The organism is Marinifilum sp. D714 (genome assembly GCF_030851345.1).
Taxonomy (GTDB): Bacteria; Bacteroidota; Bacteroidia; order Bacteroidales; family Marinifilaceae; genus Marinifilum.
The window spans coordinates 274,072-301,071 of the sequence record NZ_JALPNU010000004.1 but is presented as its reverse complement, the minus strand read 5'-3'; the positions used below and the strand labels follow the sequence as shown (position 1 = coordinate 301,071).

24 protein-coding genes are annotated in these 27,000 nt (G+C 34.8%); 17 read left to right on the top strand and 7 right to left on the bottom strand.

What is annotated here, in order from left to right; all coding sequences use genetic code 11:
- The first annotated feature begins 287 nt into the window (after positions 1–287).
- The 9 genes from M0051_RS06480 (at position 288) to M0051_RS06440 (ending at position 10,360) form a co-directional block, all read left to right on the top strand.
- A complete protein-coding gene (locus M0051_RS06480) occupies positions 288–776 on the top strand; it encodes a hypothetical protein (RefSeq protein WP_306740719.1) in 489 nt (162 codons plus the stop codon).
- A gap of 552 nt (positions 777–1,328) precedes the next feature.
- Positions 1,329–3,656 carry an SEC-C metal-binding domain-containing protein gene (locus M0051_RS06475; RefSeq protein WP_306740718.1) on the top strand — a complete coding sequence of 776 codons (2,328 nt, stop codon included), beginning with the start codon at positions 1,329–1,331 and terminating at the stop codon, positions 3,654–3,656.
- A 119-nt stretch (positions 3,657–3,775) separates the two neighbouring features.
- Entirely contained in the window at positions 3,776–4,348 is a 573-nt protein-coding gene (locus M0051_RS06470; RefSeq protein WP_306740717.1) for a hypothetical protein, read from the top strand.
- 257 nt (positions 4,349–4,605) lie between these two features.
- The gene (locus tag M0051_RS06465) at positions 4,606–5,394 is read left to right on the top strand and encodes a LytTR family DNA-binding domain-containing protein (protein WP_306740716.1); all 789 of its coding nucleotides are present in this window, start codon (positions 4,606–4,608) and stop codon (positions 5,392–5,394) included.
- A 114-nt stretch (positions 5,395–5,508) separates the two neighbouring features.
- Complete coding sequence (locus tag M0051_RS06460) at positions 5,509–6,855, top strand: TlpA disulfide reductase family protein (RefSeq protein WP_306740715.1); 1,347 nt, start codon at positions 5,509–5,511, stop codon at positions 6,853–6,855.
- Positions 6,856–7,149: 294 nt separating this feature from the next.
- A complete protein-coding gene (locus M0051_RS06455) occupies positions 7,150–8,271 on the top strand; it encodes an alpha/beta hydrolase-fold protein (RefSeq protein ID WP_306740714.1) in 1,122 nt (373 codons plus the stop codon).
- Between the two features lie 28 nt (positions 8,272–8,299).
- Positions 8,300–9,127: a sulfurtransferase gene (locus tag M0051_RS06450; protein WP_306740713.1), complete on the top strand. Its 828-nt coding sequence runs from the start codon at positions 8,300–8,302 to the stop codon at positions 9,125–9,127.
- 150 nt (positions 9,128–9,277) lie between these two features.
- A complete protein-coding gene (locus M0051_RS06445; protein ID WP_306740712.1) occupies positions 9,278–9,928 on the top strand; it encodes a hypothetical protein in 651 nt (216 codons plus the stop codon).
- A 129-nt stretch (positions 9,929–10,057) separates the two neighbouring features.
- Positions 10,058–10,360 carry a hypothetical protein gene (locus tag M0051_RS06440; RefSeq protein ID WP_306740711.1) on the top strand — a complete coding sequence of 101 codons (303 nt, stop codon included), beginning with the start codon at positions 10,058–10,060 and terminating at the stop codon, positions 10,358–10,360.
- A 141-nt stretch (positions 10,361–10,501) separates the two neighbouring features.
- Here M0051_RS06440 and M0051_RS06435 read toward each other — a convergent pair whose 3' ends face one another.
- Complete coding sequence (locus M0051_RS06435) at positions 10,502–12,982, bottom strand: TonB-dependent receptor plug domain-containing protein (RefSeq protein WP_306740710.1); 2,481 nt, start codon at positions 12,980–12,982, stop codon at positions 10,502–10,504.
- Positions 12,983–13,162: 180 nt separating this feature from the next.
- On the opposite strand from M0051_RS06435, the gene M0051_RS06430 reads away from it, so the two are divergent.
- The 4 genes from M0051_RS06430 (at position 13,163) to M0051_RS06415 (ending at position 15,747) form a co-directional block, all read left to right on the top strand.
- Entirely contained in the window at positions 13,163–13,426 is a 264-nt protein-coding gene (locus M0051_RS06430; protein ID WP_306740709.1) for a hypothetical protein, read from the top strand.
- Positions 13,427–13,630: 204 nt separating this feature from the next.
- A complete protein-coding gene (locus tag M0051_RS06425) occupies positions 13,631–14,242 on the top strand; it encodes a hypothetical protein (protein WP_306740708.1) in 612 nt (203 codons plus the stop codon).
- A gap of 337 nt (positions 14,243–14,579) precedes the next feature.
- A complete protein-coding gene (locus M0051_RS06420; RefSeq protein ID WP_306740707.1) occupies positions 14,580–14,981 on the top strand; it encodes a GFA family protein in 402 nt (133 codons plus the stop codon).
- A gap of 175 nt (positions 14,982–15,156) precedes the next feature.
- Positions 15,157–15,747 carry an HD family hydrolase gene (locus tag M0051_RS06415; RefSeq protein ID WP_306740706.1) on the top strand — a complete coding sequence of 197 codons (591 nt, stop codon included), beginning with the start codon at positions 15,157–15,159 and terminating at the stop codon, positions 15,745–15,747.
- A 159-nt stretch (positions 15,748–15,906) separates the two neighbouring features.
- On the opposite strand, the gene M0051_RS06410 is transcribed toward M0051_RS06415, so the two are convergent.
- The 3 genes from M0051_RS06410 to M0051_RS06400 are packed head-to-tail and all read right to left on the bottom strand — an operon-like array spanning position 15,907 to position 18,215.
- Positions 15,907–16,521 (bottom strand): bifunctional 2-polyprenyl-6-hydroxyphenol methylase/3-demethylubiquinol 3-O-methyltransferase UbiG, encoded by a 615-nt coding sequence (locus M0051_RS06410; protein ID WP_306740705.1) that lies wholly within the window; start codon positions 16,519–16,521, stop codon positions 15,907–15,909.
- A gap of 9 nt (positions 16,522–16,530) precedes the next feature.
- Positions 16,531–17,052 (bottom strand): GNAT family N-acetyltransferase, encoded by a 522-nt coding sequence (locus tag M0051_RS06405; protein WP_306740704.1) that lies wholly within the window; start codon positions 17,050–17,052, stop codon positions 16,531–16,533.
- A 5-nt stretch (positions 17,053–17,057) separates the two neighbouring features.
- Positions 17,058–18,215 (bottom strand): ATP-grasp domain-containing protein, encoded by a 1,158-nt coding sequence (locus M0051_RS06400; RefSeq protein WP_306740703.1) that lies wholly within the window; start codon positions 18,213–18,215, stop codon positions 17,058–17,060.
- 168 nt (positions 18,216–18,383) lie between these two features.
- On the opposite strand from M0051_RS06400, the gene M0051_RS06395 reads away from it, so the two are divergent.
- From M0051_RS06395 to M0051_RS06385, 3 genes are read left to right on the top strand one after another with little or no spacing between them, the layout of a single operon-like run.
- The gene (locus M0051_RS06395; protein ID WP_306740702.1) at positions 18,384–19,325 is read left to right on the top strand and encodes an NAD(P)-dependent oxidoreductase; all 942 of its coding nucleotides are present in this window, start codon (positions 18,384–18,386) and stop codon (positions 19,323–19,325) included.
- 22 nt (positions 19,326–19,347) lie between these two features.
- A complete protein-coding gene (locus M0051_RS06390; protein WP_306740701.1) occupies positions 19,348–20,118 on the top strand; it encodes a type III pantothenate kinase in 771 nt (256 codons plus the stop codon).
- A 10-nt stretch (positions 20,119–20,128) separates the two neighbouring features.
- Positions 20,129–20,587: a CYTH domain-containing protein gene (locus M0051_RS06385; RefSeq protein WP_306740700.1), complete on the top strand. Its 459-nt coding sequence runs from the start codon at positions 20,129–20,131 to the stop codon at positions 20,585–20,587.
- Here the strand turns inward: M0051_RS06385 and M0051_RS06380 are convergent.
- Positions 20,558–23,668, bottom strand: a complete 3,111-nt coding sequence (locus M0051_RS06380; protein WP_306740699.1) for a glycoside hydrolase family 3 N-terminal domain-containing protein — start codon at positions 23,666–23,668, stop codon at positions 20,558–20,560. The two genes, M0051_RS06385 and M0051_RS06380, sit on opposite strands and share 30 nt — an antisense overlap.
- A gap of 576 nt (positions 23,669–24,244) precedes the next feature.
- Between M0051_RS06380 and M0051_RS06375 the strand changes: the two genes are divergently transcribed.
- The gene (locus M0051_RS06375; protein WP_306740698.1) at positions 24,245–24,778 is read left to right on the top strand and encodes a hypothetical protein; all 534 of its coding nucleotides are present in this window, start codon (positions 24,245–24,247) and stop codon (positions 24,776–24,778) included.
- Between the two features lie 328 nt (positions 24,779–25,106).
- On the opposite strand, the gene M0051_RS06370 is transcribed toward M0051_RS06375, so the two are convergent.
- On the bottom strand, positions 25,107–26,231 hold the full coding sequence (locus M0051_RS06370) for a cysteine desulfurase family protein (protein ID WP_306740697.1): 1,125 nt from the start codon (positions 26,229–26,231) through the stop codon (positions 25,107–25,109).
- Positions 26,228–26,935, bottom strand: coding sequence for a hypothetical protein (locus M0051_RS06365; RefSeq protein WP_306740696.1), 708 nt, complete (start codon positions 26,933–26,935; stop codon positions 26,228–26,230). The genes M0051_RS06370 and M0051_RS06365 overlap by 4 nt, the downstream gene beginning before the upstream one ends.
- Positions 26,936–27,000 lie beyond the last annotated feature (65 nt).

Below are 27,000 nucleotides of genomic sequence, written 5' to 3'. Positions count from 1 at the left end.
CTACAATAGCAACTTTAGTGACTTTTCGTCTTAACTCCCCTATTTACGCACAACACCTCCCACAATGCACTAATTTTCAATATTAATTCATTATTTAGACTGCATCTAAATCCAATTATTGATTATTAAACATCAATTATTTATTTAACTTTAAGTGTCCAACGTGCAAATCGAGTACCAACACAATGAGTACCTCCCACTAGCTCATGTATTCGAAAATTATTGATTTTAATAGTAAAGATTGACGCTCCTACATTAATCTTTAGAAACAATTAAATTGAAATAGCATGAAAACAAATGATGTTATTCAGGTAGTATACAATACCGAAGAACAAACAGCATTGGAAACCAATCTTAGTGCAATTGAAGATTTTGCTGCTAAGAATGCACCTAACCTTAATGCTGAAGATAGACAACAGTATGGATCTATACATGAAACCAATAAATTGTTGGTTGACAAGTGTAAAACTCTAATGGAACAGAATCCGCAATTGATTCCAGCCTTTGTAGAGAAGGAAGAATTTCAGCGCGATTATGACGCCAGAAAATTTATTGAGGATACTCTTTTGCGTCTTGATGGAATCAAAAGAAAGTTGGAAGACACCAAAATTCTTTTGGATTACGACAACTATCAGGATGCAATGGCTTTTTACCGTTCGGCACGCTATTTGGCTAACGAGCAAGAGGAATTTGCCATTCCAGTATACGATGAACTAAAGCAGTACTTCCCAGGTAAGAAGAACGGCAGCAGTTCCGATACGGAAACAGAAGAATAAAGAAAATGGGGCTTTGTGTTGGCCTCATTTCTTATTAACAGACAATTATAATCAAACCACCCATTTTTATTACCATACAGAAATACTGATTAACAGTATCTACCTGGTTACCCAACCAGGTAAAGTAGGTTGATAGACCTACTCGACACACTTACCTAACCAGGTAAAGTAGGTTGGTGAACCTACTCGAGACACCTACCCAACCACCTAAAGTAGGTTGGTAGACCTACTAGACACGCTTACCCAACCACCTAAAGCAGGTTGATAGACCTACTCAAGACACTTACCCAAGCACCTATAGCAGGTTGCTGAACCTACTCCAGGCACTACCCCAACCTATTGCAGAAGCCAATACATTCGCGATTGGTATTCATCCAACTTCCTCATCTGGTATAAATAACAATATAAAAGTCTTTGTAAAGGGATTATTGTTTTGTAAATTAATGAGCGGAAATATACTTAAAAGGACTATACAAGCGCTCATGGATTAAACAAAAACACTTCCATATCCTTGTAAATTACCCAAAATTAACCTTCTCAATTAGTAATGAAATGGTAATTCGTGATTCAAAAGAAATAATAAAAGATTTAAAGAAATTAGTTCGCTCTGAAGGATATATTTATACTCTATGCTTAATAATAATGGATGATTTTCATTTTGAAATTGAAAAATTGCATGAGGTAAACTATTGGGAAAGATTAAACAAGAATGAAGTGTCACTTATATTAGGACTGTTAATACAAGAAAATATTTTGCTAGTTCAACCAAAATCACCTCTTGATCTCATAGACTTAAAAAACAGAACTTATTCATTAATGGAAGAACTCCATCATTCAACAAATAAACCAATGATTGAGAAGTTTAAGCATATTTTTGAGAATCAAGATTCAGTAGAAAAGACTTCTAAAAAAGATTTTTGGGGAGGAGAAAATTCTTTTATTGAACCAATTTTTTATGCTGGGGATGGCATATATGATTTTCAATATCTAGAATATTTAGAAAAAAAATACAAATACGATGAAACCTGGCTAAGAGAAAAAAAAAGTTTCAAGTTTGAAGAGGTCTGTACAATTGTATCAAGTATTAAGGAATTACACCAAGATAAAATAGGTAAAGTAAACTTTCTTGGTTTAAAAGAGAATAAATCAAAGCTATTAAAAGAACTTAAAAAGGATAAATCTTTACCTAAAGAAGCAAGAAAGGTTAAGACTGAAGAATTTTTATCAATGATGGAGTTCTATCAATTTTATGAGTTATTTAACACAGATAATCATATTAAGAATGGATTTTTGCCAGAGCAGATATCTGAAAGTGGATGGGATTCATTTTATAATGGACTATTAAATTTATTGTGTATTTCACCTAATGAATTTGATTCAAGTCTAAATATCACAAGCTTTTTAAATAACTTCTCAATTCAAGCGAATGCAAATGGTGTAAACAAGCATTTTAAAAATATCGGAGATTTTAATCTATTCACTGCTAAGCCAATAATTGAACTTGAAAACAATAAATATTTTGTCCCATCTAGTTTTTGTTTGCATGAGGCTATTTATGAGAGTCCTTACTATTGGATGCTTGAAGATAAAGAGTATCTCGGCAGATTATCCGACCACCGTGGAAAAGTAGGTGAAGAAATAACTTATGAACTTTTAAAAAAAGTATTTGGTAGCAATAGAGTATTTCAATCAGTTAGAATTGAATCAAAAAAAGGACATGACGATTCAGATATAGATGTTTTGTGTGTGCTTGGAAGTAAGGCATTGTGTGTACAAGTAAAATCTAAAAAACTTACTCAGCTATCAAGAAAAGGTAGCTTTGAACAACTTAAAAAGGATTTTAAAGGGGCTGTTCAAGATGCATATAATCAGGGAATTATTTGTAGAGAAAGAATCCTTGAAAACTCTGCAACTTTTTACAATTCTGATGGAGATAAAATAAAACTTTCAGAGGATATTGAGGAAGTATATATTTTAGGTGTTACAACTGAAAATTACCCAACTCTAACACATCAAACGTCAATATTCCTGGAAAAAGAAGAAAACTCTCCTCATCCTTTATTCATAACAATTTTTGACTTAGAACTTGTACTATTTTATTTAGATAACCCTTATGATTTCCTTTACTATGTCCGACAACGAATAGATTTAATGGATTACTTTAATGCTAATGAAGAAATTCATTTTTTAGGGTATCATTTAATTCATAAGTTATGGAAAGATGATAAAGTTGATTATAAGCAAATAGATCCCAGCATTGGGCAATTAATTGATAGGAATTATTATCCTTTCAAATTAGGTATTAAAACATCATCAAGGAATGATAAAATAAGAAACCGATGGAAAAACGAAGATTTTGAAACCTTGTGTAATCAAATTGGAAATTTAACATCTCCTAAAGTAACGGATGTGATTTTTCATTTACTTGATTGGTCCGAACAATCTCGAGATAATCTAGTCAGGCTAATTAAAGAAACCAAAGCTAAAACACAAATAGATAATGCATGGCACAATTTCTCTTTGATGGCTGGTCCTGAAAGATCATCTTTTGGCTTGTCATATATTTCATGGGGAGATAATAACTCGGAGGAATTTATGAGAATGCTTCTTAAGTATAGTAGGGCAAGAAAGTATAAAAGTAAAGCCGATTACTGGATTGGAATTGGTTCCACAAAGGACAGCAGAAAATTCGTAAATGGTTTTGTTTTTAATGATAAAAAATGGAAATATGATGAATTTCTCGAAGAAGAAATTAAAGATATGTTTGATGGCGATAACAAAGGATTACATATTAAATACGGTAAAAAAATTGGTCGTAATGAACCTTGCCCTTGCTCCAGTGGCAAGAAATATAAACGCTGTTGTGGTAGATTAAATTAACCCCTGCTGGTGCGCGATTCAATCTCGTTCCATTGCCAAAATAAAACCAAATGAGAGAACTCATTCGGTAGCAGAGTTTGTATCCTTTTGAAAAAAGCAAAACCAAATAGATCCATAAAATGAATGCCATTGTTCCCCTAAAAATAAGCAAAGATTTAAAAGAGAGCCAGATTGATTGGAAAATCATCATTTTATTTTTGCCAATCGCTTTTTTTACATTCTTTTTTCATGAGTTCGGACACTGGACTTTTGGAGAAATATTAGGTAATGATATGACCTTAAGTTTAAACAATTCCACAACCAGTAATGGCAATTTTAAGGATGCTTCCCATGCTTTGTGGTCTGCAATAGGAGGCCCATTATTTACTATTATTCAGGCATTGCTATTTTCCTTTGTTGTTTGGAAAACAAAATCAATCATCGCTTATTCATTTGTGTTTGTAGCAGTGTTTTCACGCTTTTATTCAATTGTTTTTGGCGGTATTGTGTTATTGCAAGATGAAACAAGGATTGCTCTAAAATTAGGCGTAAATAATTATCTAATTTCAGGCATTGTATTGGCTATCTTGTTTTCAATTTTATGGAAATGCCATAAGATTCTTAAATTAAATTTAAAGGCATTAGGATATTTTGTGGTGTTAGGAGTTTTTGCCACATTAATCGTAATAGGATTAAATGAGTTAATTAAATAAAGAAATGGGGCACAAATGATGTTGGTACGCAATTCTATCATGTTCCATTGTCAAAACAAACCATGCTAAATGATTTGTGCGATAGTGAAGATTCTAATTGAAACTTTATCGCAAAAGTTGAACAGTCACCACGCAAACAGCACATTTACCCCCACTAAGCTCCTCACTACCAAAGTATGTAAAAGAGTTGTTTTTTGTCCCTCGCAAACTGCACGCTATTTTTTAACTTTACGATAGATCAAATTAAAATACAAATGATGAAGAATAGGCAAAATTGGTTATTGATAAAAATAGGAGGTATAGCATTTACATCTCTTGCAATTTTCTACCTCACATATTCGGGTATAAAAGCCGACCTGATTCATGGATATTACTTATTGACACTCATTCTTCAAGTCATGATAACTTGGGAGGGATTTTTGTTGTTTTTACAATATCTTGACAAGAAAATACACTGGAATGATGCATTAATAAAAAGATTACTATATCAGATTATTGGAGGAACTTTTGTTGTACTTTTTGTTTTCACCGTCATTCAATTTATGATTTATCCCATAGACAAGTTTATTTTGAGCAGACACCGTTTACATGGTTATTGGGATTTTGATATTATCATTTGTTTTCTTTTAGCTATAATTATTCAGTTGATATATGTAATCTATTACTTCTATATTCATTGGGCAAATAATAATATTCGAAAAGAATTTATATCACGAATAGGAAATCGTCAGAAAGTAATCTTGGAAGATGAAATACTTTGCTTTTATACTGAAAACAAAACTGTATTTGCTATAACTGAAAATAAGGATAAACATATTTTGGACTTATCCCTAGAAAAGATAATTGACGAAGTCAATTCCTTAGATTTCTTTAAAGCAAACCGACAATATATTGTAAGAAAAAGCTGCATAAAAGAAATAAATAAAGAGCCAAATAATCGCTTATCAATCATTACTGAATGTGAATCTTTAATTCCTGAATCAATAATTATAAGTCGAAAAAACACCCCTACATTCAGAAAGTGGTTTCACCATACTCAGAAATAATTTAAAATCATGTATGCTTTAGCTCAAAAAAACATACACTTCAGGCATAATTTAGCTTGAATCCCTTGTGATATAAAGGTTAGTAACTTCTTTTGCTGAAAACAAAAACTGAATATGAAAGCAAAACAATTTTTTCACTTAGCCTTAATTTTCATTCTCGTATCTTGTTCCTTTAACCCTAACGAAAATTATTCTACAATAGAAGGACAACTACCCAAACTAGCGTCTAAAGACATTAGTTTTGGTTTTAAAGATTCACTGGTTAAAACTGCAGTTAATTCTGATGGATATTTCCACTTCAACATACCTCTAAAGACATATCAATATGTTTACTCAAAAGAGTTAAACAGAAAGCTCTTTTTTCTCCCAAATGATAGCTTGCATATAAATGGGACTACGGATAAATATATTTTTAATGGCGGTCAAAGTGCACTGATAAACAATTATTATACCAACTGGAAAGAATACTTACATACTGTTGCAGATACTGCAAATTCGAAAAAATACTATAGTCAAAAGCCTTATGATTTCTTGAAGTCAGTTGATAGCTGGATAAAGGTTTGGCTAAAACCTCTTGTTGAACTTCAAACTTCTTACCCTAATTTAAATCCTGATTTCATTTCCTTTGAAAAGTTAAGAATTAAGTATTGGATGTACAGTGATTTAAATGACTATAAAAGCCTGGACATTCCAGCAGATTTTTATAAATATCTTGAATCTGTTAGTTTTAATGAACCTACTTTATTACAACTTGATGAGTATAAATACTTTCTAAGCTCATATGTTTTTATGAGAACTAGAAATTTAGAAACATTAGATAAGCTACAAATAACCTCAAAGATGCTTGATGTTATTGAGGAAACATTTTACAACGAAAGGGTCAAAAATGAAGTATCAAAAGAAGTTATCCGAATTCAAACGAATAGGTTAGCAATTAATGACACCTTACTTAAGCGTTTTAAAAACATTTGCAAAAATGATTTATATATAAGTAAAATAGAGAATGAATATCAAACTCTTAAACACTTATTGAAAGGCACCAAAGCACCAGAGTTTGAACTTATCGATTTGGATGGAAGTAAAGCATATTTGAATGATTTTAAAGGTAAATATTTATTGATTGATGTATGGTCAACAACTTGTACCCCTTGCATTAGAGAATTTCCATATTTAGAAAAGTTGAGAAATGAGTTTGAAAATAGAGATCTTAAAATTATAACAGCTTGTCTTTCTAACGAAACTGCATGGAAAAGGGCATTAACAAAGTATGGACTTAAACATGATCAATTTAGAATAGAAAATGGATGGAGTTCAAGTTTTAAGGATGATTATATAAAATCATCAGGAGTTCCTTTATATATTTTAATTGACCCGAATGGTTTTTTAATTGATGCGAGGGCACCAAAACCTTCTGAAAACCTAAAAGAGTTGATTTATTCATTAGATGGTATAAAAAACTAGTACATTATTTTAATTACCCCTTTTTGTCCCTCCTACTGATGCACAATTCCCGCAGCCAAAATTCTACTACACGAGAGGAGTCGTGTAATAGCAAGGAGGTATACGATATGAAAATAAATATGAGAGATAAGGCCATTGGGTCTTGTCTCTTTTGTTTAAATAACAATATGAAGTCTTTGTAAAGGGATTATTGTTTTGTAAATTGACGAGCAGTTATTGCACAATACCTGCCCACAGTAGATGAAATGTGTAATAAGCGATAGAAGAAAATAAATGCGATTTAAATAATTTAATATGGACACAAAAATTAGAATTACATCGTTATCAATAATAGCACTATTATTTTTCCCTATATTGAGTAATGGACAAGATGCAAAACTATTTGTAAGAAAAGACACTATTTATTCCAAAGTTCTTAATGAAACAAGGATAATTGATGTTTATCTGCCACCAAATTATTTTGATGCGAATGACAATTATCCTTTGCAGATAGTTTTAGGTAATACTTCAAGAACACAAATGTATTATGCTCTTGCAAACTATTTGAGTCAATCCTATCAACCTGAGCATTTACACGAATTATATTCCATTCCACAATCAATAATTGTTGGTGTAGGGCATACTAATCGAAAGAATATCGACAATTTTCGTAAATATATAACCACCGAAGTTATCCCTATAATATCCAAAAAATATCGAGAAAGTCACTATAAAACTATCGTAGGGCATTCTGTCAGTGGTGAACTGGTTTTACATTCTTTATTAGACAGTGATAGTCCATTTAATTCGTTTTTTTGCTCTGCTCCAGCTAATTCAGATTTTTTTATTAAAAAATTGAGAAATAAGGAAATAGCAAATAACCTTACGACCTCCAAACGTAAATTATTTTTTGCCGCAGGGGAGAATGATTATTTTAATACTGAGAACCGAATACTTATAAATAAGTTTAAAGAACTCAAACAAAAAGGGTTTTCTTTTGAAAGCACAATTAAGCCATATGCAAACCACCATAGCGTTTTGCCTATGTCAATAATCGATGCTTTATTTTTTATTTATCAAGACTGGCATTTTACAATTCCAGAAGAACAGACAGTCGATGCGACCAATTTACTCATAGACCATTATGAAAAAATATCAAGAAAGATAGGTTTTGAAGTACAGCCTCCTGAATTTGATTTTTACTTACTTGCATACCTACTCAATATTCGTAAGGCATTTAATGAAAAAATTAAAGTTCTAAAAATGTGTAAAAAGTATTATCCACAAGCTATAAATGCTGATGCATATTTAGCACGCACTTATTATAATCTGGGTAACTTACAAGAAGCCAAAACATACAATCAAAAGGCTTTGTTGATTAACTCAGATAATGAATTTGCAAAACAAACCAAAGAATTAATAGATAAACACAGATAAATTACAAACACACAACATTTGAATACAATTGAAAAAGATAGTATCAGCTGAATGGCTTCATAAAAACTTAAGCAATCCAAAACTCATAATTCTTGACGCAAGTATTGAAACCAATGCGAGCGGAAAAGAGTTTGAGAAATTTGAACAGACAATTCCATTGGCTAGACGGTTTGACTTGAAAAATGTATTTCTTGACAAAACTTGTCCTTTCCCGAATACCATACCAAGACCACAGGAGTTTGAATCTGAATGCAGAAAACTTGGAATTAATAATGATTCTGAAATTGTCGTTTTCGACAATAATGGAGTTTATTCGAGCCCAAGAGTTTGGTGGTTATTTAATGTGATGGGACACCAAAAAATATGCGTTTTGAATGGTGGCCTTCCGAATTGGATAAAACATGGATTTAGAACCGAAAAAGAGCACATTAAAACTTATGGAGTTGGCGATTTCGAAGTGAAATTTGACAAAACATTAATCGTTGATTTCGAACAGATGGTAAACAATACAATCGATAAAAAGTTTACAACAGTAGACGCAAGGTCGGAAAGTAGATTTAATGGAACGGGAAAAGAACCTAGAAAACATTTAAAAAGCGGTAAAATTAAAAACTCAATTAACATCCCATATCAAGATGTTTTACAAGACGGAAAGTATAAATCTAAAAGTGAGCTAAATAAACTTTTTGAAGAAAAATGCAAAGATGAAAAAGAGTTGGTTTTCAGTTGTGGTTCGGGAATCTCTGCCTGTATTGTGATGTTGGCTTGTCAAATAGGATATGTTAATAGCTTAAAAGTATATGACGGTTCCTGGACGGAATGGGCTGAACGGAACAATTTAAAAACCCTGGTGTAACAAGGTGGCTAGTAATAGCCTCCTGCTGGTGAGCGATTCTATCGCGTTCCATTGCCAAAATTCAACCACACAAGAGGATTGATTTCATCGAACTTCGTTACGTTCGGCAGCAAAGATTGAATAAACCGACATCAATATTACAAGCAAACAATGATTAATAGACATTCATTTTTACTGATTGGATCAATGATTTTAGTGCTTTTAGCTACTGCCTTTATATCCATAGATACAAGATTTTCAGGTATTGATAAAGCAGAAACTTGGAATAATAAAGAAAATACTTGTGAATTTTCGGACACCACATCATTGCCAAGGTATTCCTACATAGAGAATTATCAAAACGATGCAAAGATCGATTCAAATAATGTTAGAATTAGAAAAGCAAATCTTATAGACTTGAGTAATGCCTACGAAGAAAAAATCCTAACAAATGAAGAGTTTCTGGATAATATGACTGATGGAGGTGGTGAGCTTAAAGCTTATTACTTAAAAGGCCAAATAGATAAAATCTCATTATGGCTTGGACTGTCATATGGAATATCAACATATGATTATTACTTTGAAAATGAAAAGTTGTTTTACATACACGAAACTTTCAAACAATTTGAATATGTTGATAGTACTGGAAGCTTTAATTACTCAAAAACAGAACAAACATTTACAGGGAGATACTATTTCATGAACGATGTCTTGTACGATTATGAAACAACTGGTCACAATAGGTTTGAAAGCGATGAGATTGATCCGGAACAAGTCTTAATTGAGGAAGCCAATATTTGGATTGAGAAGTTAAAAAAGTAACCCCCTAAGCCCTTCTGGTGCGAGATTCTATCACTTTTCATTGCCAAATAGAACCAATCTAAATGGTTTGTGCGGCAACAGGAAGATGTTAAGAAATCAGCACTTTAGCTTTTAATGAATTTCAAACAAATGAATTCAAGACAAAAAATAATATACATTGTTTTAATTGCTGTAATATGCATTGTTATTTTGATGTCAATTTTTGACCTATGGTCAAGCTTGGGAATAGATAAATCCTTTGAGAAAGTAATAATAGTAATAGCAGGCTTTTTAGGAAGTATTTTTGCTAGAATGATAATAAAATTACTCTATGAATTTATCAGGTGGTTTGCCAAAACATTGTTGAAACTAATCTCTGATTTGATTGATTCAAATCCTGGTAAAATGGATAATAAATCAATGAATAACAGCAATAAGAAAGAAACACATTAAATGAATAATTGAATTTCCATCTATGACATATTTCAAACACTAACACGGAAAAACAAATAGAATAGCAGCTATAAAAAAACCTCACCCGAACGTTTCGGGTGAGGTTTTTTTATGACTTTGCCTTGAATGATTGTTCCTCGCCTAAAAATCCAACTGAAACCCCAGGGCCACAGATCTTGCTTGTGCTAATGTTTGAGCATCTATTCCATATGCTGTATCTGGATTTAAGCCATCGTAGCCTGTAATGGTAAATAAATTTCTAGCTGTAGCATAAATGCGTGTTTTGATATCCTTGCCAAAAAGTTTCGGAATGGAATAGCCAATGCTAATGTTCTCCATGCGCACAAAAGAGGCATTATTCAGGTAATAATCGGAGCTGGCATGTTGCCTGGTAAAATCAGTTTCCAACACACTTTTGTGCATATTGAATGGAGCATTTCCATAATGGCCTCTTTGCGCTGCAACCGCATCATAGGTGTAATTCCCGATATTCCCTCTTAGGGTGAATGCAGCATCCCATTGTTTATAAGTGAACTGTGATGAGAAACCAAACATTACTTTTGGAGCAGCAGATTTATACATTCTGAGTTCTCCCGAATTTTCAAGTGGCTTTCCATTGGGACCATAAACCTGAGGATACAAGTAAAAGGAGTATAGCTCTTCCCCAACTTTAAAGAATCTCCCCTGTTGATTGTAATACGTATTCCGTGCACCATTCTCATCAAGCTGAAGCAACTTGTTTTTATTGCAGGCAATGTTGCATTGCAGATTCCAATTTATTTTATCGTTTGCAATAGGAGTTGCTTGTAAGCTTAACTCAAATCCTTTGTTTTCAATCTGAGCTGAATTCATAATTATTGCCTGATCGCCAAGCATTGAATGATAATTTTCTTCGAAAAATACATTTTTATGCTTCAGGATATACCCTTCTATGCTGGCGCTTAATCTGTTGTTTAAAAATGAAAGATCTATTCCAAAGTTTGTTGTATACTCACGCCCCACTTGTTTTCTTATCATCTCATCTCCAGTCTTACCAAGTATGGCATAGCCAATTCTTAGGTCCAAAGTATTTAAAACAGAGCCCTTGTCTTTTTTCAAAACCTGATAGTTCACATCAAAGGAAGCCGACTTGACATTCTGATCCCACTTCTCACCTGCATCCAATCTGTAATTTCCTCCAAGTGTAAGTCGTTCCCACAACTCCAAGGATACCAAGCCATACAATGATTTAATCTTTCTATCCACATTGTAAGAATAATTTTGGTGTGAGTTTGTGTTTGGATTCTGGATCACATCAGAAGCAGAACCCATCGATTCATAAGATGCTTTTCCAGTTCTAAGTTTGTCTTTCTCTTTAATATATCCTATGCCAACATTTAATCCTGACAGGACATCATTAATTCGGGTATGATAATCGATACCAGCCTTGATAATGGTGGTATTCATTTCGTATGATTCACCATTAGCAGAGGTCCATTGGTTACCACTTGAATAATGATTACTGATAGCAAAGCGATTCCAATTGTCATCCGATTTGTTTTTCCCAATCAGGAAAGATGCCTTCATCCCTTTTACAAATGGCAAGTTGTAATCTGCTTTAAAATTCAGGTTCCAATTTCTTTGGTCTGCCCCATTACCCGACATCTGAAGCATTTTTACCGGATTATAAATGGTATTGTATTCATTCCTGTAGATATCCTCTCTGGAAGAAGATGCTTGCGTAGGATCAAAAATAACAGCAGCCTCATAAGCCTTTTGATTACAGAATTCGTGATCGATTTTTGCTATTTGATATCCCAAACTTAAGGCAAGCTGATCATCCAATAGCTTTCGGTTTAACTGCAGACTGGCAGTCCAGCGGCTATAATCCGAATTCTTTAAAATCCCCTCCTGATTGTTGTGCCCACCAGCTATTCTGTAGGAGGTTTTGCCCAACAAACCAGATAGGCTAAGGTGCTGATGGTGTCCAAAAGCATTTTGAAGGACTTCATCCTGCCAGTTTGTATTTGAATTGCCAAGTTGGCTTTTGTAATCGGAATTAGCTGGCAAGTGTTCTGACAAAGCTTTTTTGTACTGAGTAGCATTTAAAACATCAACAGTATTGGTATTGCTTAAAATGGAAGCGGTGCTGCTAAAGCGAATGGAAATAGGCTTTTTGCTATTGGAACGCTTGGTGGTAATCAACAACACGCCATTACCTGCACTATAGCCATAGGGCACAATCTCATTCCCATTTTTTAAAAACTGAATACTCTCCACATTCTGAGGGTCGATGACATTCAAGAAATTCCCAAACCCTTCAGGTTCAACATACATGGGAATACCATCAACGTAAACCAATGGATGATCCAATTCATAAAGACGTGAATAACCTCTTGATATGATGCTAAAAGACGCACCAGGATCAGCACTGTTGGAAATTACCCTAACACCAGAAAATTTACCATTGATTAAATCCTGAATGGAATGATTGTTCCCAGGCAGAAAATCCTTACTGCTTAATTTATCCTTATCAATGGTACTGATCGTATCTTTCTCGTTGTTTTTAACCTGAATAGAATTAGGCTTTCCCATTTGCTGAAAAAAGAGCAAAACCAACAGGAGTAGACTTATTTTTTTCATTTAAGATAATATTGATTACAAGGAAAAAACAAATGTAAAAAACATTAAAATTCTAAACAGTAAGAATTAATATAAATTATACATTAAAAACTATATGGAAAAGTGATTATTGGTCGTATCACAAATATCTATTCACAATAAAAATGGATAGTAGCAATACCCCACAATCAAGCTTACAAATTGAAGGAAAATATCGAAAATTTAAGGAGCTGGCGGATTAGTGGTGTTATGGAAGGTATCGATAATTTTGTAGATCATTATAAGGAGGATAGCATTAAAGAACTTATTGAAGGCTATCGTAAAATTGGACCAAATGAATTATCTGAAACATTCAGCAATTTAATTAGTGCTAAAGCCCATGAGAAAGGTGCAATCCCTAATGAATTGAATGAAATAATAACATCCCGAAAAGACTGCAATTCGGGTTCAATAAAAAACTGGTGAAAAAGAGAGTTGGACGTACAATAGGCGCACTTATCGAATTTCTTATTACTTCTCCCCCAATCTAACTTAAATAACAATATAAATGCTTTGCAAAAGGATTATTGTTTTGTACATTCACAAGCAAATACGTGTACATTACATCCCTAAATGAGGGTATAAATACATATTTGTAGATTGAACAAAAACATCAAAAAACAATAAGCCATGGAAGAACGAAGTGCATTTGATATATTGGTAGACTATCCTAAAAAGCATGGATTGGATTATGATACCCACACGAATGACAGACGGTTTCATTTCTTTCCTTCTGATCCGGTTTTGAATACCAAGTTTGTAATATTTAAAAAAGACAATTTGTTCTTTTGCGCCTATGATTCTTTTGGAACCAAAGCTTATATGAATTGTACCTATACAGGTTTGTACGGCCTTATTGACATACCAGAACCTCTTGAGCTTAAAATGACAAAGAAAGACTGGTTGGATAAGTTTCTAACATCGAACAAGCGCAAAACAGGTAATCATTACATTGATGAGAATGTTACCATCTCATCAAAATCGAGCGATATCCCTTTGCGAATCTTAAATGCAACAGCCGTTAAGCATTTTTTAAAAATGACTGAGAGAACGAATCCGCTAAAAGTGATCATTGAAAAGGATTACCTTCAGTTTGTGAAAGAGTTAAAAGGTAAAATGGTTGTAGGTGTAGAAACCAATAAATGGTTATATGAAGAATCAGATGTTGAAAACTTTCTAAACCAAGGAAGCCAATTGCTACACAGTATGCAAAGAAAAAAGGATATCCTGCACAAACTATAATCCTTAAGCCTATAGCGCAATTTAACTTCCCCTACTGGTGAGAGATTTAATCCTGTCCCATATTAAAGATTGAATCAAACGAGAGAACTCGGCAGTAGCGGAAGTTTTTCCTTGCTGATGCTGAATCCTTTCGCGTTCCATTCCCAAAATAGAACTTGAGAAAAGACTTGTAGTGTAACAGTATTTTATTTAAACAGAGGGTCGAAACAGTTTCCATTTTGAATTTTACTAAAGGAGAGATTGAAAAGTGTAAGTCAAAAAATATGAGTATTTTGGTTTTAATGCTGGAAAAAGCATTTGTTCTAAATTCATAATTATAAACGCAGATACTTATTGTATGGAACATTTGGGTTCTTGTTTGTGCAAAGGAATTAAATTTAAAGTAATCGGTGATTTTGAGAGTTTTTATTTGTGTCATTGCAGATATTGTAGAAAAGATACAGGCTCTGCTCATGCTGCAAACTTATTTTCGACAACAGCTAAATTAGAATGGCTGAAGACTGAAACTGAAATTAAAGTTTTTCAACCCCCCAAAAGCAATCACTTGAAAGCATTTTGTACAAATTGCGGCTCTGCTTTACCCAATTTACAAATGGAAGGTAAACTTTTAGTAGTCCCTGCTGGCTGTTTGGATACCACACTAGAAAAGCAACCTGATGGCCATATTTTTATTTCAAATAAAGCAAACTGGGATGAGTCTTTGGAGGAAATAACTAAATTTGAACGTTTGCCTGAATAAATCAGAAACAAAGAAAAAACCAACATAGGTCTGCATTTACAAACAGTCCAGCTATTATTCGATTCAAAAGCTTAAGCGCACTACAATTTTAAAACAGTTAAATCAGTTTGAGGCCAGCAATCGACTACTTTCTATACAGTCACCCCTGGTAAGGGGATAAAAAACAGACATTGAAATGACAAGAGAGAATTTATTAAAACAAATAGAGTTCATTAAAGAGATTGATAAAATCAAATACATCCAGAGAAGGACAAAATTGTTTCATAGCGACCGAAACGAAAATGATGCTGAACACAGTTGGCACCTGGCGATGATGGCAATTGTTTTAAGCGAATATTCTGATGTAAAAATTGATTTGTTGAAAGTTATAAAAATGGTATTGATACATGATATTGTAGAAATAGATGCCGGCGACACCTTTATATACGACCAGAATAAAAATCACGATAATACCGAAGAGGAGCTGAAATGTGCCAAGCGAATTTTTGGGATGCTACCTGAGAAACAAGCTGCAGAATTTATCGAAATTTGGACCGAGTTTGAAGATGGCATTTCTAATGAGGCAAAATTTGCCAAGTCGATGGACAGACTTGAACCTTTGTTGCAGAATACATCCAATAATGGTGGAACATGGGAGGAGTTTGGAGTAAAATATCAAACGGTTTACGATAAGAAAAAAATAATCAAAAACGGTTCGACAGAACTTTGGAATTATACTGAAAAACTTCTTGAGGAAAGTGTTGAAAAAGGCATTTTAAAGAAATAACCCCTTTTGTCTATGGCTGGATAACAATTCTATCATGTTCCATTTCTAAAATTGAACCTCATGAGAGGATTTGCTCAGTATCGAGAGAAAAATATATCAAGATACTGGCAAATTTTAATTGCAAAAATTATCATCGAAAGATCATTTCCGGCTAGTCGTTTATTCTTTTTTCTTCCCAATAAATCGAATCAAGGAACTCTCTCCTACATGTCCGACTCCTTCATTTAGATGCACCAATTCCTTTTTCAACTCAATGATCTCGTAATTGCTAAAATCGCGTTCAATTTCTTCAATGGAATACATGTATTTGGCATCAGAAGGACCTCCTGCTTCGGGGTTTAGCTTATTAAGCTCTCGATGCTCTTTGCTAAATGCTTCGAAAATAATATGTCCCCCTGGTTTTAGGTAACTATCCAAACGCTTGTGCATTTCCGTTTTAATCTTCGGATCGAAATGTACAAAGGTCATACAAATAAGATCGAACTCCTCTCTTTTGTAGCTTTCCTCTAAAAAACTGCAAACTCTGTAGTCTATCTTCAGATTTTTCGAACTCGCCAATTCATCGGCTTTTTCTTTTCCCCTAGCACTAAAATCAAATGCCGATACTTCCCAACCCAATTGAGCTGCATACACTGAATTGCGTCCTTCACCTTCTGCCGGGAATAATACCTTCCCCACTTCGAACATAGGTAGCTTCTCTTTTACAAATGCATTTGGTTCTTCCCCATATGCAAATTGATCCTGACTATATCTTTCGTCCCAAAATTCTTTCATGTCTGCTAATTATTTTAAAGTTTTCCAGAACACCCAATTCTCGTATTGGCTATCGCCCATTTCGAAATAACATTTGCCTTTAATCTCATAATTTTGATGCTGATAGAAAGTAATGGCTTGTTTATTTTCATAATATGCCGTTAGCCAAATGGCATCAGAACCCGATTTTAAGATTTCCTCTTCGGCATGTTTCAGCATAAATTTGCCCAATCCCTTTCCTTGAAAATGTTGTGAAAGGTACAAAACGGATAATTCGGGTGCATTAATTTCTGGATTCGGACATAGGGTATCAAAATCCAATTGATAACAACCAATTGTACCTCCCTCTTTTTCTAGCAAAAAAATTTTCTTGTCAGGATTTTGAATGATATGTTCTGTCTTTTCCTGGGAAATTTCAGCTACAAGGTAATCGGCATATTCTCCTTCAATACCATCGGTAGCATATGTATGAAGCCAAACCTGAAGCTTTAGCATTGTAATTTTGCTGGCATCTCCAAATTTGGCTTCACGTATCTTAATCTTTTCAATCATCAATTTTATTGAACGAACTCCTTTAAATCCGAAGTTAGAATTTCCTCAATTTCCGAAAATTGATTCTTAGGAGTTTTGGTGTATAGCATTCCAAAAATAGAATACATTTTATAATCTACTTTTCTCAATTCCAATGGTTGAACAAATTTGGTCAACAAGGCATCATAATCGAATTTCGCAATCTCTTTCGAAGGAATTCCTGTTGAATTATCGAGAATAATTAAAGAGTAAACTTCATCATCCATCTCCTCCAAAACTTGATTCCAATCTGGTTTGATATTTTTTAGAAAACAGTAATATGGATTCAGTTTACTAGCAAAATATGTTAAGTCTGCCGTTGTACACCAGCCTCCAAATCGCATTGGATTTACTTCAATCGGAATCAATATTCCTTGCTTATCCACACGTACCTCAACATGCACCGGGAAGTTTTTCAGATTGGCTTCTTTTCCAAGCTGCTGAACAAATTGGGTGAAAGGCTCAAGGTATTGCTTAATGGTTTCTTTGGATGTATAATAAACCCTGTCGCTTACATCGGTATCTGAAGAAAACAAATGCTTCGAAATCCCTAATACGGTAGCCTCTCCCACTTCATCGAAATAGGCATCAAAAGCAAACTCTTCCCCTTCAATAATTTCTTCAATCAGAAAACTAGAAGCATTTACCACCTCGATTGGAAACAGGCTTTGAGCTTCGGTAAACTCATCTTTGATCAATTGTTTTACTCGTACCCAGTCTTCCTGATTCAACACCTTGTGAACTCCTAAACTTAAGAAACCAACAGCAGGCTTAATAATAAATGGCATTGGCAATTCTTCCAGTTTGATCTCATCCAACTCTTTCAAACCCACTTCTCGAAAGAAAAAGTTGGGATACATTTTCTGAATCAGCTTGCGAAACTCAACCTTATTCTTGAAAAAATTAATGTATTCCGGCAATTTTGTAAAACCCAAATTCTTCACCACCCAGTTGATTGAATTTTCAGAATTGGTATACAACCTGCTATTGGAATCATTCTGAAAATTTTTAATAATTTCTTCAGGGCTTATCAAACTTAGTTCTCCATGTTCTGTGATGTTTCCAGTATCTAAGGCAGGAAAATCATATTTTACTATTGTTTCCTTTAAAAACTTGGAAACGTAAGGTTTATCCAATAATATCATTTGGCGTGTAGTGTTTGTTTTGTAGATATGATAATATCGCAAAGCTACGAAGAAAGCATCAATTTTTAAATTTGCCTTTTAATTTCCAGAATTTTTAGCATCCAATACAGCTTATTAATAATGATTGCTTAAATTTCAAAATTGAAATTATCACTAAAAAATTACATTGTGAAAGACAAAATCCTCATCGCCTATTCTATTCCTCCTCAAGGACTTTTGGAGCTCGAAAAAGATTTTGATTTGATATATCCTGGTAAAGAATTTTTCTCAACCGAAGAATTAATTGAAAGAATCCCAGGCTGTGTCGCACTCTTGTCGATATTCAACAAAGAAATTCCCAAAGAGGTAATTGAAGCTGGCAAGCAATTGAAAATCATCAGCAATTACGGAGTAGGTTTTAATAATATCGATATCAAAACGGCTGGCAAAAAAGGGATTGTGGTTTGCAATACGCCAGAAGCAGTTTGTGAGCCTACAGCCGAACTTTGCCTGGCATTGATCTTATCTCTTTCCAGAGGTATTGCAAAGTGTCATCATGGTCTAAAAACCAATCCCGATTTTGAATGGGGAGTCATGAAAAACCTAGGAACCGGATTGCATGGTAAAACTCTTGGTATTGTTGGAATGGGAAAAATTGGAAAATCCGTTGCCAAAAAAGCCGAAGCTTTTGGTATGAGAGTAGTGTATTACAATCGCAACAAAATAGACAATTCAGCATATCAATACCTTAGTTTTACCGATTTACTGGAACAGTCGGATGTGGTTTCCTTGAATTGCCCGTTAACTGATGAAACACATCACCTAATTGGGGAGAAGGAGTTGGAGCTGATGAAAGATACTGCATTGCTTATCAATACGGCACGAGGACCAGTGGTGAACGAGCAGGAGCTTGTTGACGCGCTAAAAAAGAACACCATAGCAGGTGCTGCTTTGGATGTGTTTGAACACGAGCCCAAAATTCATCCAGAACTATTGCAAATGGAGAATGTAGTTGTAGTTCCGCATATTGGAACAGCCACAATCGAAACCAGAATAGAAATGGGCAAAGAGGCCAGCGAGAATATCGTTTCCTTTTTAATTGACGGAAAAGAAAAAAACAGAGTAAATTAGAGTTAAAATCATTTACAAATAGATGTTATTAGCCATTGACATAGGAAATTCCAATGTGGTTTGTGGTTTGTCAGACAACAACCAATGGACTGAACAATTTAGGATTCATACGGTTGCCAACAAAACTGCAGATGAGTACGAAGTAATCTATCGTACCTTACTTTCCAGCCGAAACATTAAACTCGAAGAAATTGATAAAATCGTAGTAAGTAGTGTGGTTCCTTCACTAATTCTGCCCATTCGGGAAATGATCAAAAAGCTATTCGGAAAAGAACCATTGGTAATAGGACCTGAACTATATCCGAAATTAAATATCGGAATCAAAAATCCTTACGAGATAGGAACCGATTTGGTAGCAAATGCAGTTGCAGCTCACAACAAATACAAAGGCAATTGTATTGTTGTTGATTTTGGTACAGCACTTACTTTTACTGCTATAAAAGCTGATGGCAACCTACTTGGCGTGAGCATTGCTCCTGGTTTAAAAACCGCAATGGCATCTCTATCTCAGAATACTGCAAAGCTGCCCAATGTTGACATTGCAGTTCCTCCATCATGCATTGGTAAAAATACCACACATGCACTGCAAGCAGGAATTGTAATGGGTTACAAGGGTTTGGTTGAATATCTTTTGAAAGAAATTAAATCAGAATTAGAAGGCGAAACAAGGGTGATTGCAACTGGTGGTTTATCAAAAGTTATGCTTCCGGTAATTGATTGTTTTGATCACCACGAACCTGATTTGACTCTTGATGGCTTAAAAATCATCGGAAATCAATTTTACAAACAGTGATAACTGAAAAATGGCAATAGAAATAGAAAGAAAATTCCTGGTAAATCATGATTTGCTCCCTCTTCCCAATGATGGAATAAAGTTTATTCAAGGGTACATCTGGAGCGATCCACAGAAAAGTTTACGAATTAGAATTGCTGGCGAAAAAGCTTTTCTAACGATTAAATCGGGAAATGACATTTTAAAGAGAAGCGAATTTGAATATGAGATTCCCATGACGGATGCTCATGAACTGCTTGAACTATGTGATGCTAAAATAGAGAAAACCCGATACCTGATTCCTATGAATCAACACACCTGGGAAGTGGATGTATTCCATGGCGACAACCAGGGCTTAATTGTTGCTGAAATTGAACTGACATCTTCCGAAGAACAAATTGAACTTCCCGAATGGATTGATCAGGAAGTCAGCAATGATCCAAAATATTTGAATGTCTCCTTAATTGAAAATCCTTTCATCAAGTGGTGAAACCAACAAATTAGAAAACTGTCTTGCAGGAGTAATTTCCGGTCTTACGGCCTTGTAAATACACTCCTGTATTTTGGTTCTGACGTCCATTTCCATCAATTTCACATTAGTTTCATCAGGGCAAATTCGGTTCGATAAAAAGATATATACCAAATCATAATCAGGGTCGATCCAAATCATGGTTCCCGTAAAACCTGTATGTCCATAACTTGACAATGAAGCCAAATTACTGGTTGGTCCATTTTCATCGGTCGGATCTAAAAATGGTTTGTCAAAGCCTATTCCCCTTCTGTTTTCTCCTTCAGGATATGCTCGCGAAGTAAACTTCTCCATGGTTTCGGACCCAATGTACATTTCGCTGCCATATTCTCCTTTTTGCAAATACATTTGAGCCAGTTTAGCCAAGTCGCTGGCATTGCCAAACATACCGGCATGACCTGCCACACCTCCTAGCATTGCGGATGTAGGATCGTGCACATATCCTTTTAACCATTGCTTTCTAAAGAAATTATCCTTTTGAGTTGGTACAATTCGCTTTAAGCTAAATCTTCTTTTGGGATGATATCCTAAAGTTCCGGCTCCCAACTGACGATAGAAATGACGACTCACATAACTATCCAGAGGTTCTCCTGATCTTTCGTATATCATTTCCCCCATCAGGATAAATCCCAAATCACTGTACTTGTAACCATTCTTCTCACGGTAATCCGAATCCAAAATTCCTTGCAGTATGGTGTCCTTGTAATTATTATTGATATATAGATTTTTGGCTACCTCAATCGGGTAAGTATCAGACTTCACTTTTGATAAAATTCCTTTCTTGAATTTGTAATTTCTATCAATGTAAAGGTTCTTTCCAAGTTTTAAACTGTATCTCTTGGAATAGCTTCTGCTAAATAGGTTATCCTTAAAACTTGTAGAATCAACAGCCTCCCAGTGAAATGGTTTCCAGCTTAACAAACGAGCTTCATGTGCAAGAATCTTTCTTAAAATCAGGCTGTCTTTATTCGAATCCTTAGCCTTCGAATAGTATTTGCCAATATTGGCATCAACATCAATCCAACCTTCATCCGTCATTTGCATCAATGCCGGTAAGGTTGCTGTAATTTTGGTAAGGGAAGCCAAATCGTAAATATCTGGATTTCGAACAGGCCTTTTCCTTGTGTAAGTATGGTGTCCATAGGACTTATTGAATACAACTTTCCCTGAACGTGCAATCAAAATCTGGCATCCGGGAGTTGCCTTTTGTTTGATGGCATCTTCTGCTATCGAATCAATTACATTTAATTTCAAAGTACTCAGACCAACCTGTTCAGGCAATGAATATCCCAATCGGTTATGAACAGTTTCAATTCCTGAGCCTACCTTAAAATGATCATTTACCGTTACCGGAAGTTTTCCTTTAGCCGCCAAACCTCCAAAAACAATCTGAGCAGAAGCCATTTGCGCCTCTCTACTATCCTGATAAGAAACCAAAATGGCATCCAAATCTTTTAGATTTCGATATCGATCCAAAGCATAAGGATTGCCAAATAGGTCGAAAACCACTTTTTTATTGTCAGATATTTCTGACAACAATTGCACCGTTTGGTCAGTAATTCCAAAGTTTTTGGAAGGACGTTGATCCGTATCGTGCATACTTACGATTAACAGGTTGTATTTGTCGAGTTTCTCTTTCAAAATCTCGAAATGCTCTTCCGAAGCATCCTTTTCAATCTGGTAAAAATCGATATCGGTATATCTTCCCAAATACTCTTGAAATCTATTTCGAATAGAAGCGCCCATGGCAATGGAGGCTACCTTCAATGTATCCAAACGTTTTAATGGCAATAGATTTCTATCATTCTTCAGTAGTGTGATAGACTGTTCGGCCAATTGCCTGCGCAATATAAATCCCTCCTGTGTATTCAGGCCCGACCAAAGTCTTTCAGTATTTACAGGCTTATAGTTGTGAAGTCCTAACCAATACTTGGCCTTCAGAATTTTCTTACATTTCTCATTGATTTCCTCCCAGCTTAGCTCACCATTTTCGATCGCAGCTTTAATTTCCTTTAATGAAATTTGTACATCCTCAGTAAAAAGCAAAACATCATTCCCAGCCTTTAAAGCTTTTACATCAACTTTTCCTTTTTCGTAGTACTTGCGAACTCCCTTCATATTTAAGGCATCGGTAAAAACCAATCCTTTAAAACCCAACTCATTTTTAAGTAAATCGGAAACAATAGGTCTCGATAAAGTTGCCACCTTCTGATTTGGATCCAAGGCAGGCACATTCAAGTGAGAAATCATCACACCACCCAACCCCTGGGCAATCACTTTTTTAAAGGGATAAAGTTCAATCGAATCCAATCTTGCACGATTGTGATTCAAAACTGGAAGATCAACATGAGAATCGGTATCTGTATCGCCATGCCCTGGAAAGTGCTTCCCAACTGCGATTACACCAGAACTCTGCATTCCATTGGCAAACGCATAGGATTTGTTGGCCACATTGTATCGATCTTCACCAAAAGATCTGCTATTAATAACAGGATTGACAGGATTATTATTCACATCCATCACCGGTGCAAAGTTCACATGTACACCCAATCGCTTGCATTCCTTACCAATTTGCTTCCCCAATCTGTATATCAACTCATTATCCTGAATAGCGCCCACCATGAGTTGACGAGGATAGCTAATGGTTTGTTTCAACCTCATCCCCAAGCCATTTTCCGCATCCATACCAAGCCACATTGGTACTTTCGATAAACTTTGATACCAATTGCTTAATTCGGCTTGCTTGCCTGGTTCTCCATGAAAAAAGATAATTCCACCAATCTGATATTGATCTACTATTGATGCAATGCGCTCTGTTTCCTTTTTGTTTTTATTGGAATAAGCCGCAATCATGAACAATTGAGAAATTTTTTCATCCTCACTCATGGTAGAAAAGATGGAATCAGCCCAATGGTTAGACCTATTTAACTGATCGACCAACAAATACTGATCTTGCACATAGTTTTGAGCCGCTAAAGAAAAAGCAAGCAAATAGAAAAAAAATAGTATTAATATCCTTTTCGGAGAAAATATATAAAGCATAGAAAATTCGTTAAATCAATTCACCACGGGGTACCACAAAATTATAAAACGCCCATGAATAAAGAGAATGATTGATCACTAAAAAAAAAGAATTTGTAATTTTTTTGAATGCAAAAAGAGGGCCAATAAAAAAGGGGCGCCGCCCCTTCTCAATTACTTACAACTAAAATCATATTAAAAACTTGAATCTAGGATCGAACCAAGTGAAATATGCGAAACTAAAATCGGGATGTTTTTATCCTGATTCAGAAGTAAATTTATTTTACTCCACTTAAAAAAACAAGTGTCAAGTTTGCCAAGTTTGACAAATTGAGCATAATATTGATTCCGCCCAAAAAAAACTACCAAGCTATAAATCAGGGAGAATCAAGCAATAATACCAATTAGTATTTAAATGACCTATAACTTCACCATACTTGTTATGGATCTTTAAATATCTATCGGCATTATACCTCAATCATTTTTAAATTAGAATGGTATAACAAGCTTTTTCGATGGTCTCTTTTTGATTTGTCTTGCAAAATGACTACTTTAAGACTAGCCATTGTAAGTCATAACCCCTAAAAAACAATCACCATGAAAAAGATATTCTGCACCTTCATTTTGCTTTCCACAGTAATCATTTCCATTGCCCAAAATCATGCAGAAAAAGAACTCAGCATTGATGATCAAACGGCTCTAAAATTGACAGCGTACGTTCAAGTATCTCCTGAGAATTACAATCATCTTAAGAATTGGATTCTTTCAACCGAAGCTGTTGAGTTGGAAATGATCAACGAAAAATCTGGAGAAGCCAAACTTAAAGGAAATAGTCTAATTTATTTGAGTCAGAAACCGTCGACTTTTCAAACCAGGATGTACTACACTTTAAATTTGAAAGAGCAAAACAACCAATTGCAAATTGAAATTACAGATGTGTACTACCTTTCGCTGCCTGTATATGGAAAACAGGGAACAGCATCTGTAATCTCCTACCCTTCTGATTGGTTCTCCAAAGAGAAACTTTATAAAAAATCAGGAAAAGAGCGTTATCTGAATTCAATTGTAAAACAGAATACCATTTCAAAAATGAATGAGCTAATGGATTCAGCTTTGGCTTTTTTGAATTAGAAGTTTCACACAAAGACATATAAAGAAAGTACGCAAAGTATGATAATTCATCTTTGCGTTCTTCGTATTTTATACTTTCTCAATCATTATTTCCAGAAAAGTACACCTCTCCTTTCGGGCATTGGAAGGTCAAGCTGATTAGACACAGAAAAATTTTAGAAAGACGGGGAAGCTGAGAACTTGTTCGAAGATCACCCCGCCGCACTTAAATTTTTCAAGTATAAGTAGTTTGATCTTACTCGCCCTAGATTTTTTGCATCCTTTTTCATCAATGGAAAAAGTAGGAGCCCCTGCGGCTTGAGCAAACTAACAAAAAGACATTCCTAGGTTATTCTCTTAATAAGCTAACAGCTTCCTTTATCTCCTCAATCGCACTAACAATTTCCTCCTCGCTGGTATATTTCCCAACCGATAAGCGCAGAGTTCCCATGGCATATTCGAATGGAACATTCATGGCATCAAGCGTTACTGAAATTTTTACTGCATCGGAATGACAGGCAGCCCCTGCTGAAGCCGCAATATTTGGTATATGGGCAAGAATATCGGCTGCTCTTAAGTTCTTAAAAGAAATACTCAAGGTATTTGGCAAAGAGAATTCAGTATTTCCGTTGATTCTGCAATCCCTCAACGGCTCCAAACCTTCTCTCAAAATTCGTATTAAATTTCTTTCTCTTTCCATTCTGCTTTCCGGATCGATCATTGCCAATTCGGCTGCTTTGCCCAAACCTACAACTTCCAGAATATTCTCTGTTCCGGCTCTGCGGTTCATTTCATGATCGGCACCATGAATTAGCTTTTGCAGTTCCATGCCTTCGCGTACGTACAAAGCCCCAATACCTTTGGGTCCGTAGAATTTATGCCCTGCTACAGTCAACAAATCAACACCCAATTCTTTCACATCCACAGGTACTTTTCCAACCGCCTGGGCACAATCGCTATGTACTGCAATATTGTGCTTTTTCGCCAAAGCGGATATTTCTTTCAGTGGCTGCAAAGTTCCCACCTCGTTATTGGCATACATTACCGATATTAAAATCGTATCAGGACGAATGGCTTCTTCCACATCCTTAAGGCTAAGTCTTCCGGTTTCGTCAACAGGCAAATAGCTCACCTCAAATCCTTCTTGTTCCAGGAATTTACAAACCTCAATAATGGCAGGATGCTCAATCTTCGATGTGATAATGTGTCTGCCCTTATCCTTATTCTGGAAAGCATATCCCTTTAATGCATAATTGTTCGATTCGCTGCCTCCACTGGTAAACACAATCTCCTCACTCTTGCAGTTCAACAGTTTCGCCATACGCTCACGAGCCTGCTCCACTGCCTTTTTGGTTTGCTGCCCATACCAATGCGAACTTGATGGATTTCCAAAATATTCGAATAAATATGGCTGCATGGCTTCTGCAACCTCTTTTGCTACCGGTGTGGTGGCATTATAGTCTAGGTATATCATTTTTGTTGGGGTGTCATTTTAAATTGTTCTAATCCTTTTTGTAAAAACTTCCTATAAAAATTAATAGATAAATCAAAATAGTAAGGGCCCGCTAATAAATCCCCATTACAATTAACAATATAATAAGCTGGTTGCGTGTCTCCATTAAATTTTTGTTTTTGGAAATTGAGACATTTTTCTCCTATTGTCTTTATCAACTTACCATTGTTCATTGATTTAATCTGTTTCTCTTTTGATAATTGTTTTCTGTCATCAACATATAAAGCTGTAATTACAAACTTTTCTTTCAATAAGTTTAAAATCTCCGGATCTGTCCAAACATTAGCTTCCATCTCTCTAGACTTAATAGAACCGTGACCTACAAAACAAATTAAGTTTGGTTTATATGATTCTCTTGAGCACTCCAAGCCCTCTTCAAAATCAAAATATCCTTTTAATCCATAAGGAAGATGTAAGTACCCAGAGTAAGATGGTTTTTTACAAATTTGAGAAGAATTCGTAAGTTTTTTCCTTTCTCCATTATGTCTATACTTTAATTTCTCTTTCGCAAACTCCAAAAATTCTCTCTCTAAAACACTATCCCTTTCAATGTTATTTTGTTTTATAAATTCTAAGAATTTTTTCTTTAACAGACTATCCGTTTGATTTTGGCAAAATCCAGTAACTGAAAAGAAAACAAACACAATTATTAAAACTTTACTCATCGATTTTTTTGATTATAAATTCATTAGTACAATTAAAAACATCACATAACCGTATATGGTATATT